Source organism: Anaerostipes hadrus ATCC 29173 = JCM 17467 (genome assembly GCF_030296915.1).
Taxonomy (GTDB): domain Bacteria; phylum Bacillota; class Clostridia; order Lachnospirales; family Lachnospiraceae; genus Anaerostipes; species Anaerostipes hadrus.
This window is the reverse complement of record NZ_AP028031.1, coordinates 1,540,410-1,560,649: the sequence shown is the minus strand read 5'-3', so window position 1 is coordinate 1,560,649 and position 20,240 is coordinate 1,540,410. Positions and strand designations below refer to the sequence as shown.

16 protein-coding genes and 1 pseudogene are annotated in these 20,240 nt (G+C 31.1%); all 17 read left to right on the top strand.

The annotated features are described in order from the left end of the window. Positions 1-12 precede the first annotated feature (12 nt). The 17 genes and pseudogenes from topA (at position 13) to QUE18_RS07535 (ending at position 20,200) form a co-directional block, all read left to right on the top strand. Positions 13-2,121: a type I DNA topoisomerase gene (topA, locus tag QUE18_RS07615; protein ID WP_009204281.1), complete on the top strand. Its 2,109-nt coding sequence runs from the start codon at positions 13-15 to the stop codon at positions 2,119-2,121. A gap of 15 nt (positions 2,122-2,136) precedes the next feature. Then, complete coding sequence (gene codY / locus QUE18_RS07610; protein WP_009204280.1) at positions 2,137-2,904, top strand: GTP-sensing pleiotropic transcriptional regulator CodY; 768 nt, start codon at positions 2,137-2,139, stop codon at positions 2,902-2,904. A gap of 157 nt (positions 2,905-3,061) precedes the next feature. Next, positions 3,062-3,784 carry a 30S ribosomal protein S2 gene (gene rpsB / locus QUE18_RS07605; RefSeq protein WP_009264260.1) on the top strand — a complete coding sequence of 241 codons (723 nt, stop codon included), beginning with the start codon at positions 3,062-3,064 and terminating at the stop codon, positions 3,782-3,784. Between the two features lie 35 nt (positions 3,785-3,819). Further along, complete coding sequence (gene tsf / locus QUE18_RS07600) at positions 3,820-4,749, top strand: translation elongation factor Ts (protein WP_009204279.1); 930 nt, start codon at positions 3,820-3,822, stop codon at positions 4,747-4,749. 159 nt (positions 4,750-4,908) lie between these two features. Further along, the gene (locus tag QUE18_RS07595) at positions 4,909-5,172 is read left to right on the top strand and encodes a hypothetical protein (RefSeq protein ID WP_009204278.1); all 264 of its coding nucleotides are present in this window, start codon (positions 4,909-4,911) and stop codon (positions 5,170-5,172) included. A gap of 139 nt (positions 5,173-5,311) precedes the next feature. Continuing rightward, on the top strand, positions 5,312-8,377 hold the full coding sequence (locus QUE18_RS07590) for a DEAD/DEAH box helicase (protein ID WP_009204277.1): 3,066 nt from the start codon (positions 5,312-5,314) through the stop codon (positions 8,375-8,377). Between the two features lie 13 nt (positions 8,378-8,390). Next, complete coding sequence (locus QUE18_RS07585) at positions 8,391-8,789, top strand: (deoxy)nucleoside triphosphate pyrophosphohydrolase (RefSeq protein WP_040344474.1); 399 nt, start codon at positions 8,391-8,393, stop codon at positions 8,787-8,789. 52 nt (positions 8,790-8,841) lie between these two features. Beyond that, positions 8,842-9,780, top strand: coding sequence for a hypothetical protein (locus QUE18_RS07580; RefSeq protein ID WP_009204275.1), 939 nt, complete (start codon positions 8,842-8,844; stop codon positions 9,778-9,780). A gap of 39 nt (positions 9,781-9,819) precedes the next feature. Further along, the gene (locus QUE18_RS07575; protein WP_009204274.1) at positions 9,820-10,041 is read left to right on the top strand and encodes a hypothetical protein; all 222 of its coding nucleotides are present in this window, start codon (positions 9,820-9,822) and stop codon (positions 10,039-10,041) included. Between the two features lie 228 nt (positions 10,042-10,269). Beyond that, positions 10,270-13,944 (top strand): hypothetical protein, encoded by a 3,675-nt coding sequence (locus tag QUE18_RS07570; protein ID WP_009204273.1) that lies wholly within the window; start codon positions 10,270-10,272, stop codon positions 13,942-13,944. Positions 13,945-14,454: 510 nt separating this feature from the next. Next, positions 14,455-15,033, top strand: a complete 579-nt coding sequence (locus QUE18_RS07565) for a hypothetical protein (RefSeq protein ID WP_242852745.1) — start codon at positions 14,455-14,457, stop codon at positions 15,031-15,033. A 44-nt stretch (positions 15,034-15,077) separates the two neighbouring features. After that, positions 15,078-15,581: a hypothetical protein gene (locus tag QUE18_RS07560; protein ID WP_009204271.1), complete on the top strand. Its 504-nt coding sequence runs from the start codon at positions 15,078-15,080 to the stop codon at positions 15,579-15,581. 74 nt (positions 15,582-15,655) lie between these two features. After that, a complete protein-coding gene (locus QUE18_RS07555; RefSeq protein ID WP_040344461.1) occupies positions 15,656-15,982 on the top strand; it encodes a hypothetical protein in 327 nt (108 codons plus the stop codon). A 490-nt stretch (positions 15,983-16,472) separates the two neighbouring features. Further along, entirely contained in the window at positions 16,473-18,350 is a 1,878-nt protein-coding gene (locus QUE18_RS07550) for a hypothetical protein (RefSeq protein ID WP_009204269.1), read from the top strand. 201 nt (positions 18,351-18,551) lie between these two features. After that, a pseudogene (locus tag QUE18_RS07545) lies at positions 18,552-18,710 on the top strand (major tail protein); the annotation flags it as partial. A gap of 102 nt (positions 18,711-18,812) precedes the next feature. After that, positions 18,813-19,337, top strand: a complete 525-nt coding sequence (locus tag QUE18_RS07540; protein ID WP_009204267.1) for a flavodoxin family protein — start codon at positions 18,813-18,815, stop codon at positions 19,335-19,337. Positions 19,338-19,420: 83 nt separating this feature from the next. Next, positions 19,421-20,200 carry a hypothetical protein gene (locus tag QUE18_RS07535; RefSeq protein WP_009204266.1) on the top strand — a complete coding sequence of 260 codons (780 nt, stop codon included), beginning with the start codon at positions 19,421-19,423 and terminating at the stop codon, positions 20,198-20,200. Positions 20,201-20,240 lie beyond the last annotated feature (40 nt).

Below are 20,240 nucleotides of genomic sequence, written 5' to 3'. Positions count from 1 at the left end.
GGGTAATACTATATGCCAAAATATCTAGTTATCGTCGAATCACCGGCGAAAGCCAAAACAATCAAAAAGTTCCTGGGCAGGAATTACGAAGTGATCGCGTCCAACGGGCATGTTCGCGATCTGCCAAAGAGTACCTTAGGAATAGATATCGAGAATGACTTTGAACCAAAGTACATTACGATTCGTGGGAAGGGTGAAGTATTAGCAGCTCTTCGTAAAGCGGTAAAAAAAGCAGACAAAGTATACCTCGCGACTGACCCGGACCGTGAAGGAGAAGCCATCTCATGGCATTTATATTACGCATTAAAACTGGAGAACAAAAACTACAGCCGAATCACATTTAATGAGATCACAAAAACAGCTGTCAAAGACTCCATCAAACACGCAAGAGACATCGATATGAATTTAGTCGATGCACAGCAGGCAAGACGTGTTCTGGACCGAATCGTAGGATACCAGATCAGTCCGATTCTCTGGGCAAAGATCAAACGAGGTTTAAGTGCTGGACGAGTTCAGTCCGTAGCTCTACGCCTGATCTGTGACAGGGAAGAAGAGATCAACCTGTTTATTCCACAGGAATACTGGTCCTTAGAAGCCTTATTAAATGTCAAAGGAAGCAAAAAGCCATTAGAAGCCAAACTGATCGGCAATAAAGAACAGAAGATCGAGATCCATAGTGAAGAAGAGATGAATGAGATCTTATCCTATTTAAAAGGAAAAGAATTCACCGTCGAAGGAGTGAAAGTCACAGAACGATTAAAGAAGAGCCCACTTCCATTTACGACAAGTACTCTTCAGCAGGATGCATCCAGTAAGTTAAACTTCGCACCACAGAAAACAATGCGTATCGCACAGCAGTTATATGAAGGTGTCAATATCAAAGGACAGGGGACTGTCGGTCTGATCACATACTTACGTACAGACTCCACACGTATCTCTGTAGAAGCCGATGCAGCAGCGAAAGAATATATCAAGGAAGCTTATGGAGCCGAGTTCGTTGGAGCAGGAACTGTTGCCAAGAAAGACGACAAGAAAGTACAGGATGCACATGAAGCCATCCGACCAACCTACATGACAAACTCACCAGCAAGCATCAAAGATGAACTATCAAGAGATCAGTTCCGTTTATACCAGCTGATCTGGAACCGTTTCATGGCAAGCCGTATGGCACCAGCCAAATACGAGAATACATCCGTAAAGATCGCTGCCGGAGATTATCGTTTTAATGCATCCGCAAGCAAGATCGCCTTCGATGGATTCCTATCCGTATATAACATTAACAACGAGAAATCCGAAGGAAATGTAATGTTAAAATCCATCGATGAAGATACCAAACTTACATTGAATGATTTAGAACCAAAACAGCATTTTACACAGCCACCAGCTCATTATACAGAAGCATCTTTAGTTAAGACACTAGAAGAGTTTGGAATTGGACGTCCAAGTACTTACGCACCAACGATCTCAACGATCACAGCAAGACGTTATGTTGTCAAAGAAAAGAAGAACTTATATGTCACGGAGCTTGGAGAAGCAGTCAACAACATGATGAAGAAAGCATTTGCAAGTATCGTCGATGTGAACTTCACAGCGATGATGGAAGGTCTGCTTGATATGGTAGAAGAAGGTAAAGTCCATTGGAAATCTGTCATTGAAAACTTCTACCCAGACTTTGAGATCGCAGTGAAGAATGCAGAAAAAGAATTAGAGAAGATCAAGATCGAAGACGAAGTCACAGACGTTATCTGCGATGAATGTGGAAGAAATATGGTCGTGAAGTACGGACCATATGGGAAATTCCTTGCATGCCCTGGATTCCCAGAATGCAGAAATACAAAACCACATTTTGAAAAAGTCGGAATCCCATGCCCAATGTGCGGCGGAGAAGTTGTCTTAAAGAAAACGAAAAAAGGAAGAAAATATTACGGATGTGAAAATAATCCGGAATGTGAATTTATGTCATGGCAGAAACCATCCACAGTCAAATGTGAAAAATGCGGAAGCTATATGATCGAAAAAGGTAAGAAGCTTGTATGCTCTAGCAAGGAATGTGGATTCGTATGCAGCATGCCAGAAGATGCAAAAGAGAAAGAGACTTCTGGGGAGTCAGTGTCAAAATAAGGAGAAAAAATATAGATGAGTAGTATACAATTACTAGATAAAACAAGAAAGATCAATAAATTACTTCATAATAACAATTCACAGAAAGTTGTATTTAATGATATCTGTAAAGTTCTGACAGAAGTAATGAATTCAAACGTCCTTGTCATCAGTAAAAAAGGAAAGATCTTAGGTAAAAATAAAGCAGACCACATCGAAGTGCTTCATCAGCTGATCTCAGGAAATGTTAAAGATTATGTTGATTTTTCACTAAATGAAAGACTATTAACGATTCTTTCCACCAATGAAAATGTCAGCCTTTCCACACTGGGATTTGAGTCAGACGTTGATGATTACTATGCGATCATCGCACCGATCGATATCGCAGGAGAGAGATTCGGAACATTATTTATGTACCGCCAGAGAGAAAATTATTCCATTGATGATATTATCTTAGCGGAATATGGAACAACCGTTGTCGGACTTGAAATGTTAAGATCTGTAAGCGAAGAAGTGGAACAGGAACGAAGAAAGAAAGGAATCGTTGATTCCGCGATCAGTACATTATCCTTCACAGAACACAAAGCAGTGATCCATATCTTAGAAGAATTAGAAGGCAATGAAGGAGTCTTAGTTGCAAGTAAGATCGCAGACAGATTCGGGATCACAAGATCTGTTGTTGTAAACGCACTAAGGAAACTAGAAAGTGCCGGAGTTGTTGAGACAAGATCCTCTGGTATGAAAGGAACATATATTAAGGTAGTGAATGACTTTATATTTGACGAGATCACAAAGCTTGATTAATTCTTTTAGAATTAAAGAAAAAGTTCTTGCAAAGAAGGACAAGGTTTGATATACTGTCATAGGTAAAAATAAACACGCTATTGGAATTCTGGTAAGTGCCCAAGAGGTTTGTCAGAACGATGAAAATAGCGGAAGCAAAAACTAAAGGAGATTTAAAATGAGCGTTATTTCAATGAAACAGTTACTTGAAGCAGGTGTACATTTCGGACATCAGACAAGAAGATGGAACCCTAAAATGGCACCATACATCTACACAGAGCGTAATGGTATCCATATCATCGACTTACAGAAATCTGTAGGAATGGTTGACGATGCTTACAACGCAGTAAAAGATTGTGTAGCACAGGGTGGAAAGATTCTGTTCGTAGGAACAAAGAAACAGGCTCAGGATTCTATTCAGGCTGAAGCAGAACGTTGCGGAATGTTCTACGTAAACCAGAGATGGTTAGGTGGAATGATGACTAACTTCAAGACAATCGAATCTAGAATCGCTAGACTGAAAAAGATCAAAGAGATGGAAGAAGACGGAACATTTGACGTACTTCCAAAGAGAGAAGTTTTAGAACTTAACAAAGAAAAAGACAAATTACAGAAGAACTTAGGTGGAATCGAAGAAATGGGTGGACTTCCAGACATGATCTTCGTTGTAGACCCTAAGAAAGAAAGCATCTGTGTACAGGAAGCACATACTTTAGGAATTCCTCTTGTTGGAATCGCAGATACAAACAGCGATCCTGAAGAATTAGATTATATCATCCCAGGAAACGATGATGCGATCCGTGCAGTAAAACTGATCACATCTGCTATGGCTGATGCAGTTATCGAAGCAAACCAGGGAATTGATGCAGACTCTGAAGAAGTTGCAGAAGACGCTGAATAATTTATTCACATTTTCATTTTAGGAGGAAAAGAATCATGGCTATCACAGCAGCAATGGTAAAAGAATTAAGAGAAATGACTGGTGCCGGAATGATGGATTGTAAGAAAGCTCTTACAAACACAGACGGAGACATGGACGCAGCAGTTGAATTTTTAAGAGAAAACGGTCTTGCAAAAGCAGCAAAGAAAGCTGGACGTATCGCAGCTGAAGGACTTGTTGCAGTAGCAGTATCTGAAGATGCAAAAGAAGCAGCAATCGTTGAAGTTAACTCTGAAACAGACTTCGTAGCTAAGAATGATACATTCAGAACATATGTAGCAGAAGTAGCTGATCAGGCTCTTACAACAAAAGCAGCTGATATCGAAGGATTCTTAGCAGAAGAATCTAAAGCAGAAGCTGGAAAAACTGTAAAAGAAGCATTAGATGGTAAGATTGCCGTTATCGGAGAAAACTTAAACATCCGTAGATTCGCTAAAGTATCTGCAGCAGACGGATTTGTTGCATCTTACATCCACGCTGGTGGTAAGATCGGTGTATTAGTAGAAGTTGCTACAGACGTAGTTAACGACGAGATCAAAGAGATGGCTAAAAACGTAGCAATGCAGGTTGCAGCTATTTCTCCAAAATACACAAGCAGAGATGAAGTTTCTAAAGATTACATCGAGCATGAAACAGAAATCTTAAAAGTTCAGGCTATGAACGAAAACCCAGACAAACCAGAAAACATCATCGAAAAGATGATCGTTGGACGTCTGAACAAAGAATTAAAAGAAGTATGTCTGTTAGATCAGGCTTACGTTAAAGCTGAAGACGGAAAACAGGCAGTTGGAAAATACGTAGAACAGGTTGCTAAAGCAAACGGAGCTAATGTTACAATCAAAGGATTCGTTCGTTTTGAAACTGGTGAAGGTATTGAAAAGAAAGAAGAAGACTTTGCGGCTGAGGTTGCTGCTCAGTTGAAATAATTGATTGATTCTTTGTTAGAGTTAATTTGATATTTTTTTAGTGAGTGTTTGAAGGGCATATATCCTTGTATTTTAGGTGTATGTCCTTTTTGATATATAGAATTTTAAAGTATAAATTATAAAATTTAGTAAATAATATTGATATAGAAGGAGAATATTATGAATAAAAAAGATCAATTAGGATATGATATATTGGAAAGATATAATTCTGAAATAAGTGAAATAAAAAGAAGGTTAAATTCAATTAAAGAAGGAAATCTTTATGGAGAAAAATTTGACGGGTCAAATATTGACGGTTCGCTTTCAACAAATGCAATGGAAATAGAGAAACTAATGGAAGATTTATTGAATAAAATACAGTATGGCATAGATAGTAATGAAGAAAAGATGGGAAAGGTAATTAGTAAAGCTTTTAAAAAGTAGTAAAAATTGAATTAAAAATAAATCGTAAAATACTGTTCGCATTTTCATGTGGCAGTATTTTTTATGAAAATAAATTTATAGAATATCGAGGTTAATCATAGTATAATAAGATTAGTTTTTAAAGAAAAGAGGAAAGTACATGGAGAATTCAAAATCTAATGAGTTAATGGAAGGGTTAACAACTGCATTTATAAATCAATCCAATAATTCAAATTTAGCATATCGTCCGGAATTTATATATAATGACCATAAACAGGGAAAGAAAGTTCTTGTTTCTTTGGAACAAGAGCTAAAACGATGTGATGAATTTTTTATCAGTGTAGCATTTATCACTGATAGTGGATTTGAATCTCTATCTATGATTTTAAAAGAACTAGAACAAAAAGGAGTTCCAGGGAAAATTCTTACGACAGACTATTTAACATTTAGTCAGCCAAAAGCATTAGAGCGATTAGCTCAACTGAAAAACATTGAATTAAAAATGTTTCGAACGAATTTTGAGGTTGGAGGATTCCATACAAAAGGATATATATTCCGTGAAGATGAATTATATCGAATTATTATAGGAAGTTCCAATATGACATCCAGTGCAATTACAAAAAATAGAGAATGGAATACAAAGATAGTTTCCACAGAACAAGGCGAAGTTGCACAAGAAATTTTAAATGAATTTAAGAATTTATGGATGTCACCAAATAGTCAATACTATGAAGAATTCATTGATGATTATAAAGGGCAATATTTACAAAATCAAATTATCAAAAAGCAACAAAGACAAGCAGCAAAAGAACAAATTGTTGATTTCGAAAGCTATAAATTAAAACCAAATAAGATGCAGTTAGCTTTTATTAATAATCTTATGAAGATGAGTTCAGAAGGAATAGAAAAGGCTTTACTATTATCTAGTACAGGAACCGGAAAGACTTATGCATCAGCATTTGCTGTCCGAGAGTTAGGATATAAGAAAGTTTTATTCTTAGTACATAGAAATCAAATCGCAGAACAAGCATTAAAGTCATACCAAAAGGTTTTTGGACCGTCTGTTAAAATGGGATTAGTTACTGGCAAATCTCATGATTATGATGCGGATTTTATCTTTGCAACAGTACAGACATTGTCTAAAAAAGAAAATTTAGAAAGATTTGCAAGAGATCATTTTGAATGTTGCATCTATGATGAAGCTCATCATACCTCAGCAGATAGCTATAAAAAAGTTATGGATTACTTTACTCCACAATTTACACTGGGAATGACAGCAACACCTGATAAAAGAGATGATCATATAGAAGGTCGTAATATTTATGAGATCTTTGATCACAACATTGCATACGAGATTCGATTACAAAAAGCAATGGAAGAGGATTTATTGTGCCCATTTCACTATTTTGGAATTACCGATTTAGAAATTATTGATGATACGATAGTCAATGATAAGAAAATGACAAAAGAGCAAAAACTAGAGAATTTTAGACGTTTAACTTCAGATGATCGTGTAAAATATGTCATGGAACAGGCAGAATATTATGGTTACAGTGGTAATCGAGTAAAAGGTCTGATTTTTTGTAGTAGAATTGAAGAAGCAAATGAACTGTCAAAGAAGTTTAATGAACATGGTTGGCGTACATTAGCATTAAGTGGCGCAGATTCAGAAGAAGTTCGAAGAGATGCGATTGAACGTTTAGTTAATGAGGATATCAATGAGTTAGATTACATTTTATCTGTAGATATTTTCAGCGAAGGCGTTGATGTGCCAGAAATTAATCAGGTAATTATGCTAAGACCAACACAGTCACCGATTGTATTTATCCAGCAATTAGGACGAGGACTTCGAAAAGCAGAATACAAAGAATATGTGGTGATACTTGATTTTATTGGAAATTATAAGAATAATTTTATGATACCGATTGCTTTGTCTGGGGATCGTAGTTATAACAAGGATAATGTACGACGTTATATAATGGAGGGAAGCAGAATTATTCCAGGTAGTTCTACAATACATTTTGATGAAATTAGTAAAAAGCAGATTTATAAAGCGATTGATGCTGCTAATTTTAGTGATTTAAAATTAATTAAGGAAAATTATTTTAATTTGAAAAATAAATTGGGACGTATTCCTAAGTTGGCAGAATTTGAACAGTATGGCGAGATGGACGTATGTAGAATCTTTGATAATAGTAATCTTGGCTCATATTATAAGTTTTTGGTTAAATATGAAAAAGAGTATACGGTACGATTGAATGATAAAGAAGAGAAAATAATAGAATTTATTTCAAAGAAAATTGCAAATGGGAAAAGAATACATGAATTAGAATTATTATCTTTGATGATTGAATATAGGCATGGATTGATCGGCAGATTGCAAAATAATTTAAAAGAAAGATATGAAATAATATTAAAAGATGAGAGTATTCAAAATATCATAAATGTAATGACAAATGAATTTCCAACAGGTTCTGGAAAGAAGACATATAAAGAATGTATTCTTATGGAACAGGAAGAAGATCAACAAATATTTGAAAAGCAGCAAACAGATCATATGTACAAAAAAACGGAGACACGAGCGATCGCATATTCACGAAATTGGATATCAAGATATAAGGAATATAGTGTTAGTAAATCTTTTGAAAAAGTATTAGAAAATATGGAATTTACAAATCTTTTAGAAGATTTGATTCAGTTTGGGAAATCAAGATATGAACGTGATTATAGTGATCCATATCAAGATACAGATCTAGTGTTATATCAAAAATATACTTATGAAGATGTATGTCGTCTTTTAAATTGGGAGAATGGTGAAGTTCCATTAAATATTGGTGGATATAAATTCGATAAAAAAACAAAAACATTCCCAGTATTTATCAATTATGATAAAGCAGATAATATTAGCGACACAACAAAATATGAAGATCATTTTGTCAATCAGAATCAATTAATTGCAATTTCTAAGAGTGGAAGGAGTTTAGAATCAGAAGATGTACAAAATTTCCTTCATGCAAAAGAAAGAGGTATAGATGTTCAATTGTTTGTCCGTAAGAATAAGGATGATAAGATCTCAAAAGAATTTTATTATTTAGGAAGAATGACAGCAACAGGACAAGCTCAAGAATTTATAATGCCTAATACAGAGAAAACAGCGGTTGAAATTCTTTGGTTATTAGATGTACCAGTGAGAGAAGATTTATATGAATATATTACGAGTGAATAAAGAGGAAAATAAAATGAAGACAGTTAGAGTAGTGGCAGCAGTTATAAGAGACAATGATAAAATATTTGCAACACAGAGAGGCTATGGAGATCTTAAAGGTGGATGGGAATTTCCTGGGGGAAAGATTGAAGAAGGAGAAACGCCACAAGAAGCCTTGAAGAGGGAGATTGTGGAGGAATTGGATACAGAGATTGAAGTTGGAGAATTGATTGATACAATAGAGTATAATTATCCGGATTTTCATTTGTCTATGGGGTGTTATTGGTGTTCTGTAGTTAGTGGAAACTTAGTTTTGAAAGAACATGAGGCTGCTCGATGGTTGGGGAAGGATGAATTGATGGATGTTGAATGGTTGCCAGCAGATGTTGGGTTGATTGATGGAATTAAGAAATGTCCAAAAGGAATAAAATAATCAGATGAATATGTATATAAATAAGTAGATAGACGATTTTTGTTAAGAAAGGGTGAGTAGTTTGATTCAAATAGATATAGTAGACTATGAGAATTTATCTGATCTTGGATTGAGAATAACGAAGTATGTTAATAGTAATTTGCGAGACATAGTAAGGTCATTATTAGATATTCTTGAATTAGATCAAGAATTTGACCTGGATGGATTTTTTCCAAGGGATTATCTTATGAGGAAACCACAAGAATGTAGAAATTCAGTTTATGAATTATATGAGATTATTTGTTCAACAAATATTAGAGATTTTATAAAGCCTAAATATGAATATTTATTATATTCAATATTAGATTGGTGGGAAAAATGTGCAGATAATGAGGATGACTTAATAATAAACCCTGTAGATGATAGCCTTATAAAAGATTTGGATAATGATGATGGACAAGAAAATTTAAAATGGATACAAGATTTTCAAAAATATTATAATATATGTTTTCAAAATCATGATTTTTTACCAGAACAATTGAATGATATGGTACTATTATATCTTAATAATCCAAAGTTATTAGAAATGGCTTTTCAGATTAACCTTGATGATTATCTTGATTTGATGGAATGTGATTTGAGAGATAGATATTTAGAAAAAAGATATGAGAAAAATAGTGATTTCTGTAGTTCGTTATCAGAGAAAATAGTAATGGAATTAATCTCGGTGATTAAACGTTTTCAAAAAAGAATTGTACATTTTGAAAAAAGAGATGAGGTGGAAATTACAGCGGATATTCAAGATGCTGTTACTGGACCTTTGAATAGTAAATATAATGTATTGATTGCACGTGAATTTACAATTGGACGAGCCAATAAAAAATTAGGAGAGACAGATTTATATATATACGCAGAGAAAGATGGGTATGTTACAGATTATGCTGTGTTGGAGAATAAATATATTGAAAATTTTACAAAACAATATGAACAGTTAATGGGATATTTGAATTAAGATTTTAAATTTGGAATTACATTATCTCTAAATAGAAAGATGTCTTTAAAAGAAGGATTTGATAAAATAGAAAATGATTTGAAGAGGATGAAAGGAACCTATCAGCCAACCAAAATTAAAAGAATTGGAGGGGAGAATACTTTAATGATTATTAGTGAACACATTGTTCCAGAAACAGAAAATACAATGAAAGTATATCATTTAATTTTTCAATTAAATGACAAGGAAAGAAAAGAAATTGCTGCGTTAGCTAGACTATGAGGGCTCATAAATTAAGTTTAAAATCTTAAGCTTGAAATTAAAGGTGTAATTTGGTATAATAAAAAAGAACAAATGTTCACGAGCTGATTTTTATAAATATATAATACGTGCAAGACAGATTACTATTAATTAAAATCAAACAAAAAGTATATTGTATAAAAATAATTTTATGCAATATACTTTTTGTATATAAAGATTGTGAAAATTAATTATAGGAGGATTTTACACATGGCGGTAGAAGATAAGCATTATCCTAATATTACATGGGCACAGTTTGCTGTGTGTAATGATGATGTAACAACAAATTTTGAAAGTTTAACTAGACGTTTGTTTCAAAGAGAATTTGTTGAAAAAGACACGATACTTCATTCAGATAGTAATCATCCAGGAGTTGAAATTATTCCAGTTATAGAGAAAAAACGAGATGATTATGTTAAAAGAAGAAAAATTAGTTTTCAGTCGAAATATTTTGAAAATAGAGTAGGTTATTCTCAAATAAGAGAATCATCAAAAAAAGCTATAGAATATTATGAAGGAAAATTGGATGTAATATATTTATTCTGCAATCAGACAATTAATACGAGTTCAAAAGCTTTTAAATCAATAGAAAAAATACTTCAAGATGCTGGAATAGAAATTTATCCTATATCTAATACAGAATTGTTAGATATGGTGGCGAGACATAAAGATATTGCAAATTATTTTTTCTTAAAAAGAAAGGGACCAGATGATCTAACAATTAGCGAAATATATGCGGGAATAGTAGTGCATGATGGAGGAGAAGTTTCTTTTAATCAAGATAATATTAAAACAAATAAAAAAATAGACTTACGTTTGTTAGAGAGTCTTGTTTTGGAAAAGATAGAAACTTGTAAAGCGTATATTGCTGAAATGAATTTTACCAAGCTTAAAGTGGAACTGCAAAATATTTTTATATATAATTTAGAAGGTGTAAAAGGTTCTGAAACATTATATTTTTATAAAGCACTAGATGATTTACATGACGGTAAATCAGTAGAAGAATACATGGAAAATTTTTCAGACAATATTAAATCAGATGTTGAATGGGTTCAAAATTATTTAAAAAATCCGGAACCTATAAAAGCATATTCATTAGGCAAATATTGTATAGAGATACAGTTGCTTGTTATTGATAAAATGTTTTCTGTTCAATTATGGGCATCTGTATATTCGTTGTGCAAAGAGATTCTTTCAGATGAATCATTAGAAGTAACAGATACTATTAGATTATATTATGGGCTTACGGCATTCAATTTGCAGAAATATGATGAATCATTTTATATATTAAATGATTTATATCAAAAAAAGCACACAGAACAATATTTAATTTATGTTTCATTTGCTGAAATTAAAAAGATTAATGTGCAGTGGCGATTAGAAGGAATCGAAAATGCTGAAAGATTAGTTGAATTAATTAATATACTTGATTCATTAAAAGAGACAGAGCAATATATTGCAAATGAGGTAATGGTTGAGCTTCTTCGCTTGGAAACAGCGTATAATATTGGTTTAAATGATAAAGAATATTTGGAGAATGCAATTGTAGAATATGAAAAACAACAAGACTCTGTAAAAAATGATAATTCAGTTAAGTTTTTCTACGGATTATGTCTAGAATTAAATGGTAATATGGATATGGCAGTTAATATATATGAAACATTGAATTGGGAAATAGAAGAGTCGGTTGCTATTAGATATATGATTTGCAAAATTTTTACAGGTAGTTATGAAGAAGCAATAGCCGTTTTTGAAAATACTATTGAAGATATTAGAAGTGTAAAACTTAATAGTCTTTATTTTACTGCATTGTATCATGTTAATAGGGAGATTTATGAACAAAAAATAGTTGACTATATCAAATTTTGTGAAAATAATATTCAAGATCTTATATCAATTGCTTCAGGCATTGAGGATATAAACTTAATTAAAGATAATATTTTTCCAAAATGGAAAGTTATGATAAATCGTAGATCAATTGATAATTTATCATTACCGGAAAAAACAGAACTTATATATATACTTGTTAAAGGGCATGCATTGAATGAATTACAGCTTGTATTAAATTATATTGATAATATGAGTAAAATTAATCGTTCTGTTTTAATTAATATTTATAAATTTTTGTTTGATGTATGTAATAATTATAAAAAAAACTTAATAAGGATTAATCAATTGGATTCTGTGGAAGAAATAGCAGATAGATTTTTGAAACAAAATATTTTACGGAAAGGATTTTTACAGATTAAATATTTGTGTGCACGAATAAAAGAAAAAAAATTTAGCATGTTGAAATACGCAAAAGAATTGTTTGATGTTTCTCATGAAGAAAGTGTAGCATGTAATATTATTAATATGTTATTTGAACGTAATGAGACAGACCAAAATGTTTATATGCCGTATATAGATATATTACGAAAATCTGAGGAACCGTTGCATTGTATGACACTTGCTTTAGCAATGATTAGATTAGGAAAAACAGCAGAGGCTGATTTATATGCGTATAAGGCTTTATATTGTCTTGACGGTGAAGATGATTTTAATATTTATAAAATGTATTTGGGATTTTATAGTCATAATTTAAGTCATTATCATTTAGATGAAGATATAAAAAGTGTTGCACCAAATACTGTGGTAACTTTAAAGGAGAATTTAATAACAGGGATAGAAAATGCTAAAACGATAGAGATATGTCTTGATTCAGAAAGCGAATTTGGTGACGGGGATAATTGTAGTCTTGATATTCGACATGTAAATAGAAAAATGCCACTATATATCAAACTGATTGGAAGTGGTTTGAATCAAATATTAAAAATTGACGGTGTAAGTTATAAAATTATTCAAATAAAAAATCGTATGAATGAAGCAGCAGCTTTTGTATTTAACAAAATAAATGAATATCCTGAAAAGTTTGAAGGTGTAGTACATATGATTTCTAGTGAAGATCCCGAAGATATGATAAATCAAATAAAAGAGCTGACGGATCGTTCAGAATATATGAACAATCTTCTTGACTTATATCATTTTAAGGAAAACAATATAGGGTTACCAATTGATTCTTTTGTGAATGGAAATTATGATGAATATATAGATGCATTGAATTTCTTGCTTTATGGTAAGGATCAAGCGATGTATACAGGATATCCCATCTATAAAAAAGAAGGAGCTTCATGTTATGTACCATCATTATCGACTTTGGTTCTTTTGAGTTCAATGAATTTACTTAATATTCTTGATAAAATAAAAAGTTTATTGATTATACCTGATAGCTATAATTTATTTTTTCAGGAGAGATATTCCAGTACGAAGAGAAGAGAAAATGTTTCCGAGGGAAAATTAGTAACAATAGGTGGGAAAATTACAATTATACCTTATGATGTTACATATGTGGAAATTTGGGAAAGAATTATAGATTTTTGTGCTGAATGTCGACAATATAATATAAACGACGATGATAGGATAGGTTATACAATAGGTGGGGATCTAAATGGAGAAGAGTTAGTTTCGTCAATAGGATTACATAGGATTCATTTGGATGCACTTATTTTGTGCGAGAAAGAAAAGGCGACGTTTCTATGCGACGATTTATTTTTTAGAAAAATTGCAGATAAGGCAAAGATCTCTAATGTTAATGTTGCAGCTATATTACTACAATATTATGTTGATAAAGAGTTTATAGCCCAAATTGTTATGGAATTTTCAAAAACTAACTATTTATATATTCCTTTAATAGCGAGAACAGATGAAGAAGCTTCGGAACTTATAAAAAATTTGTTAAATGGGAAATTAAAACAAAGATATAATGAAGAATTTCTAAAATTGTATAGAGAAGCTTTTCAAAAAACTTTACAAGAATTATTTGGAGTGGTGTTTGAAGATAATTAATAGTCATGACATTAAAGGCTATAAGATTTTAAGAAATTTTATAAATCATCAGTACTCGTAAAATAAAAGCAGCATCGCATAGGTTATATATTATGTATAAAAATGGATTTCTTTAGATAAAATAGGACAAAGCACGTAAAGAAAAATTTAATGTTTGAGTATATTTTTTTGCTGTATAATTTCATAAGCATAAGGACTATTTCACATTAAACTGAGTAGAATGGAGAAAGAGAAATGGATATTTTGTCAACAAGAGAATAGGCAACAGTAATTTGGGGATTTATTATTTTTGTGTTTATGATAAGTCAAAAAAGTATTAGAGAATCATTTAGGCAGGTTATAAAATCCATGTTTGCTAAAAGATTGTGTATACTTTGGTTAATCAGTATTGGTTATGTATTAGTAATAACTTTGATATTTTATAATATGCCATTCTGGAAGAATATTTATATAAAGGATATTGTAGTTTGGTTTATTTTTTCAGGATTAATGTATTGTGTGAACGCTATTATGACAGAAGCAGATGAGCATTATATAAGTAAGATTTTAAAGGACAATGTAAAAGCATCAATTTTTATTGAATTTCTTATGAGCACATTTACATTTAACATTTGGATTGAGTTAGCTATTATTCCGATAGTTACAGTAATATCAATAATAAATATGTTCTTGGAAAAAAGTAAAGAATATGAAAAAATACGCAAATTATTGGAAACTGTATTAACAATAGGTGGATTTTGGATATTGTATAAAACTATAAAAATTGGAATGGAAGAATATAAACAATTAAATATAGTTGATTCCTTAATTGGTTTTATGATTCCAATTATTTATTTAATATTAATTATACCTTTAGAATATGCTCTTGAGTTATATTCTAAGTATGAGATGTTGTTTTGTAGAATGTCATTAAAAGAGGAAAACGATAAAAAAATTAAAAAGCAACATCGTTGGTTGATAATAAAAAATTGTAGATTTTCCGTACATAAAATAGTAATTTTCCAAAAAAAGTATTGGAAAAGAATGTATAGCATGATGTCGTTAGAAGAATTTCAGAAATTGATAGAAGAATTTAATAAGGGACATTAAGAAATCACAGAGCTAGAATAACAAATATTATTATTGGAGGATATATGGAATTAAAAGATATAAGTTATAATTTTAAATATAAAGACATAGAAAATATTTGGCATATTTTTAATTGCTTATCAAATAATACATTTTCATCAATAGAATTGTCTTATGGAAAGAATGGTGCAAATACAATATCTTGTGAAACAATGATGTCGGTATTAAAAACAATAGAAGTAATAGATTTTTGTTGTGATAGAAATGCATATTCAGATGGGTATACATTAATACGAAAGTTTAGAGATGATTTAATGCAATATTTGTTTATTTTAAACGTAATACAGAATAAACATGGTTTATCAGATAAAGAATTTCAAGAATATCCTTTAGAACCAGAATTTATATTAAAAGTAATAAATAAAAATATTGAAATTCTTATTAACGGAGAAAGAAAATTAAAAGCAGAACTAGCGATGGAAAAATGGATTTATGATGAATTAGATAATTTAGAAAATATAAAGGATAGAAAAAATTCTTTGGTACATCTAAGTATAAATCATACTTAATAATTAATAATAAAAAAGTGGAGCATATATTTAAATATTTTCTTGCGGATAAATGGGAAGTAGAAAATAGAAAATTGAATAATTACGTTCATTCTAATGGAAAGAAATATTTAACGGATAATTATGTACATCCAGGAAAAACAGAAAAGGATAAAGAATTGATAGAAACTATGAATAATATTGTAGATATATTTTTAAGTGTTTTGATAATGATAGATAGTACCAAATGTCATTCTTCAGATTATGTTGATGCCTTAGAAATGGGAATACAACTAGTTGAAGGAAGTCAATACTGGGTATGTCCAGCAATCTTTGAATATATGAATAAAAGATTTGATAAAAAATTGCTTTCATATATTCAAAAAAATGAAGGATACGGGATGCAATTTTTTGAAGCTTAATATTTTTTTAAGGAGAAACTTAATATCAAATATGACTAAGAATTTAAGGTCCCGCAGACATTAAGAAATCCGGTATCATTACGCGAGTAAACTTGCAGGTATTATAGCGGCTCACTCTGCTTGCAATATTATTAAGTTATAAATGATAACATAAGAATGTACAAAAATGATCATTTAAGAATGTACAAAATCACATTATAATAAATCCTCGTGGAGGAATTTATTATGATATACACACCAAAGATTACTAGTGACATTCAGATCGACTCTTTGAAAGATCTGTAAAACTAAAACCTTTTTTGGAGGATGGTACATTGAAAATTAATAAAAGTTAGATTGCCAGTACACATTTAAGGTCTCGTAGACATTAAGAAATCAGTTTATCTGAATTGCCAGAGCATATGATACATTTGAATGGTGACAAATTTATGGGACCGAGATAAGAAGAAAATAGTTGGCAAGGGTTGAAATATGATAAAGGAGAAACTGTATGAAAAAATCAGAATACAATAATATAAAAAAATCATGTAATAGAAATAAATTTATCATGTTTGTCCAAACATTGGAGGAAGTTTTATTTTATTATTCTTTTGAGTCTTATAAATTACCAGCACTAAATTCTCACTATTTATGCTATGATTTATTACGAACAAAGCAGAATATTGAACAAAAAGCAATAACAGAAGGAAATTTTATTCCATTAAGTGAAGAATTTGAAAATGCCATTAAACATGACATGGTTTTAGAAAAATTTTTGCCAGCTAAGGAAATGCTCTTGGGGAAAAGGGATAAATTAAAAAATTATGTAGATTATACAAAATTTGACTATAAGGCCAAAATTAATAAATATACAGAGGCAGCGGAATATATAAGCGAGATTAGTGATAATGTATATCTGCATACAATATATGATGTTTTAATTGAAAATATATTTTCTGATAATGTAAATTTTGAAGTTTTACAAAGAATATATATGGCAACTAGAATATTGGCAACTGAGCTTGTTAATGGTGGATATAGTCCGGAATATATAAGTCATGAACTGAAACATACCTTTTTGGATAAAAGAAAAACAATTGCGGGAAGTGAACAAGAACTTATAGACTTTTTCAATAAATTTTTGTTTGAGAAAAAGTCATATCAGGTGATTTTTGGAATAAATGCGGAAACCTCTAGAATTTTGAAACAAACAAAAAATATTACAGTCAAAAAACCATCAAAAGAATTGAAAAAAGATCTAGGATTAAAACATAATGGAGACATGCTGGCTGAGTTACTTGTAGAAGATATAGATAGTTACATGGCTGTTGAAAAAGCATATAGTTATATTAATACGGTGGTTGGTCTACACAGAATTAGTCAACATCATCGACCAATATATATTAAAGGAACAGCGCAAATTAGTCAGGTTGATGATGAACTAAATATACTTTCGAGTAGTGTTATTAAGAATGAAAAGAATGTATTGTTAAGGGCCAATAATGAGTCACAAATACAATCATATTTTTTTGATGATCAGCTGTTGAATAATGTTAATCCGCCAGAATCTTTTTTTAGAGCAGTAAGTTTACATAATAGTGCATTGGATAGTAAAGAAGCAACCAATCAATTGTTAGATTTGTGGACTGCGGTGGAAACTTTGGTTGGATTCAGAACAGGTGATGAAGATAAAATAAATGTTGTTTGCAATATTTTGACAAGTATTTTGAATAGATCATATATGTATAACCAAATGGAACAATTATGTAAGGATATATTAACTGTATTGGGTAAACAAGGGCAAGAGTTTTTTGATAAAATAGAAGAAAACGAACAAAATCCTATGAAATTAGCATTTATATTGGGATTAAAAGCGCAAGAGGAGAATTATAATGAATTAAAGGATATGTTAGAGGAATATCCAATTTTACAATATCGTATGGAATTATTTTCAAAACATATATTTTGCAATTCAAAAACAGTTTTTGAAGAATTAATGAGACATAAAGAAAAACTAAAATGGCAAATTATGAGAATATATCGAAATAGAAATATGATTGTTCATAATGGAGAGCATATGCCTTATTTGGAAATTGTTTTGGGAAACTTACATTATTATGTAGATGCTATGTTTGATGTTTTGATTGAATATTATCATATGGGAATTGCTAATAACAGGATTATATTTTTCGATATTGAAAAAGAAGAAATATTGTATTGGAAGAATTTGGGCTTGGATGAAAAAGGGAAAAAGGTGAAAGAAAAAGAGATAACACAAGAAAATTATAAAAAGTTATTGTTTAATGAATATGAAGGGAATTCAGTAAAGAATGTTGTAAAAAAGGCAATAAACGAGATAAAAAATAAAAAAAATGAAAAAGAAGAATGATAACACCATAATAACAAAATCCCCATAAACCACACGAACACAGAGGAAAATGTGGATTTTTCCACACGAATCACATGAAAAATCACCATTTGCACACCGCAATACATTGGTCTGATATCGTGAAGGTGGACGTACAGTAGAATCAGGAAGAGCTCTGGTGGAAACAGTTCTGGATGATGCCGGGATTTTTTATAATAAGTCGGAGGTCTGGAACTTGCACTGATTCCGGAGAGTTTCCGGACGGATGTGCTGAGAGAGAAGTTGGATGCCAAGGGTGTTCTGATTGAAAACTCGGATGCAGAACTGGCACTGTTTGCCCTGCTTTTTGAGTTTGACGGGGATGTGCGTCATATCCGCCACACAGGAGGATTTTGACAGGTTCTGATCTGATGAAATGTGATGACAGGATAAGCGAAAAAAGGTATAATGATTTCATGAAATCAGAAGCTGGAGGAAACATACATGAAAATTGTGATTATTAACGGAAGTGCCAGAAGGGGAAACACGCTGACGGCGATTGACGCATTTATAAAAGGGGCATCAGAAAAGAATGAGATTGAAATCATCCAACCAGACAGACTTCATATAGCACCTTGTAAGGGATGTGGGGCCTGTCAATGTTATAAAGGATGTATTGATCAGGATGATACAAATCCCACGATTGATAAAATTACTGCTGCAAATGTGATTCTTTTTGCTACTCCGGTATATTGGTGGGGAATGTCTGCGCAGTTGAAACTTATCATTGATAAGTGCTACTGCCGCGGTTTGCAGCTGAAAAATAAAAAAGTTGGAACAATCGTTGTGGGAGGATCCCCGGTGGATAGTATCCAGTATGAGTTAATTGACAAACAGTTCGACTGCATGGCGAAATATCTTTCATGGGATATGATTTTCCAAAAATCATATTATGCAACAGCCAGTGATGAACTTGCAAAAAACAAGGATTCTATAAAAGAACTTGAAAATATTGGAAAAAACTTATAATAAATATTAAGTCCCGTACACATTAAAAAATCAGAGTAAGGAATAAGTATATTAAATAATAGAAATATAAAAATGGGTAAAAAGTGACAGTAATAAAAATTAGTAAAGACTGTATTCAGTTATTTCTAGAAAAGTGTAGATCAAAGCAATTTGTTAAAAAAATATGTAAATTTATTAAAGAAGTAATTTCTTTAATAATAATTTTTTTGTCCTTAAATCAGGTTTTGGTTCAATGGGAAATAAGTTGTGTAAAAATAATGTTTAAATTATGGAATATAAGAATAAGAAATTTTTTGAATTTAAAGATTACTTTAATTATAAATATTCATATTATATATTGGATATTCATTTCAAGAGGTTTGTGGTTATTAATATATTACATTTATCGAAATAAAGAGCATTATCTGAATTTTATTATTCCAATATTGCTTAGTATTGATGATTTGGAAAATATCATATATACGGTATATTATGCATTATATGGAATTAATAATTTAATCGAACAACAAAATAAAATATATAACAATAATAGTTCTGTTATTTGTATAGCTGCTTTGTATATTAGTATACCATGTATAAAATGGATTTATATAAAAAATAAAAGTGACTGGCAAGATGTTAATAAAGAGTATACAAATTTTTACGATAAAAATAATAATAGAATTCCGTTAAAATCATTTGTTATTTATAATGGAAGAAGATATTATGTTTATAGTACAGAAGATATGTTCGGAGAAAATATGATTAAAAAGGAAATCAGAATAAATCCCTGTGGTTATGACGGAGGTAAAAGTATATTGCTTGAAAAGGCAGTTAGAGATAAAGAAGGGAATCTTATATTAGATGACAAAAATATTAACTAGGAGAAATTTAAGGTTCTTGAGACATTAAGAAATTATATTG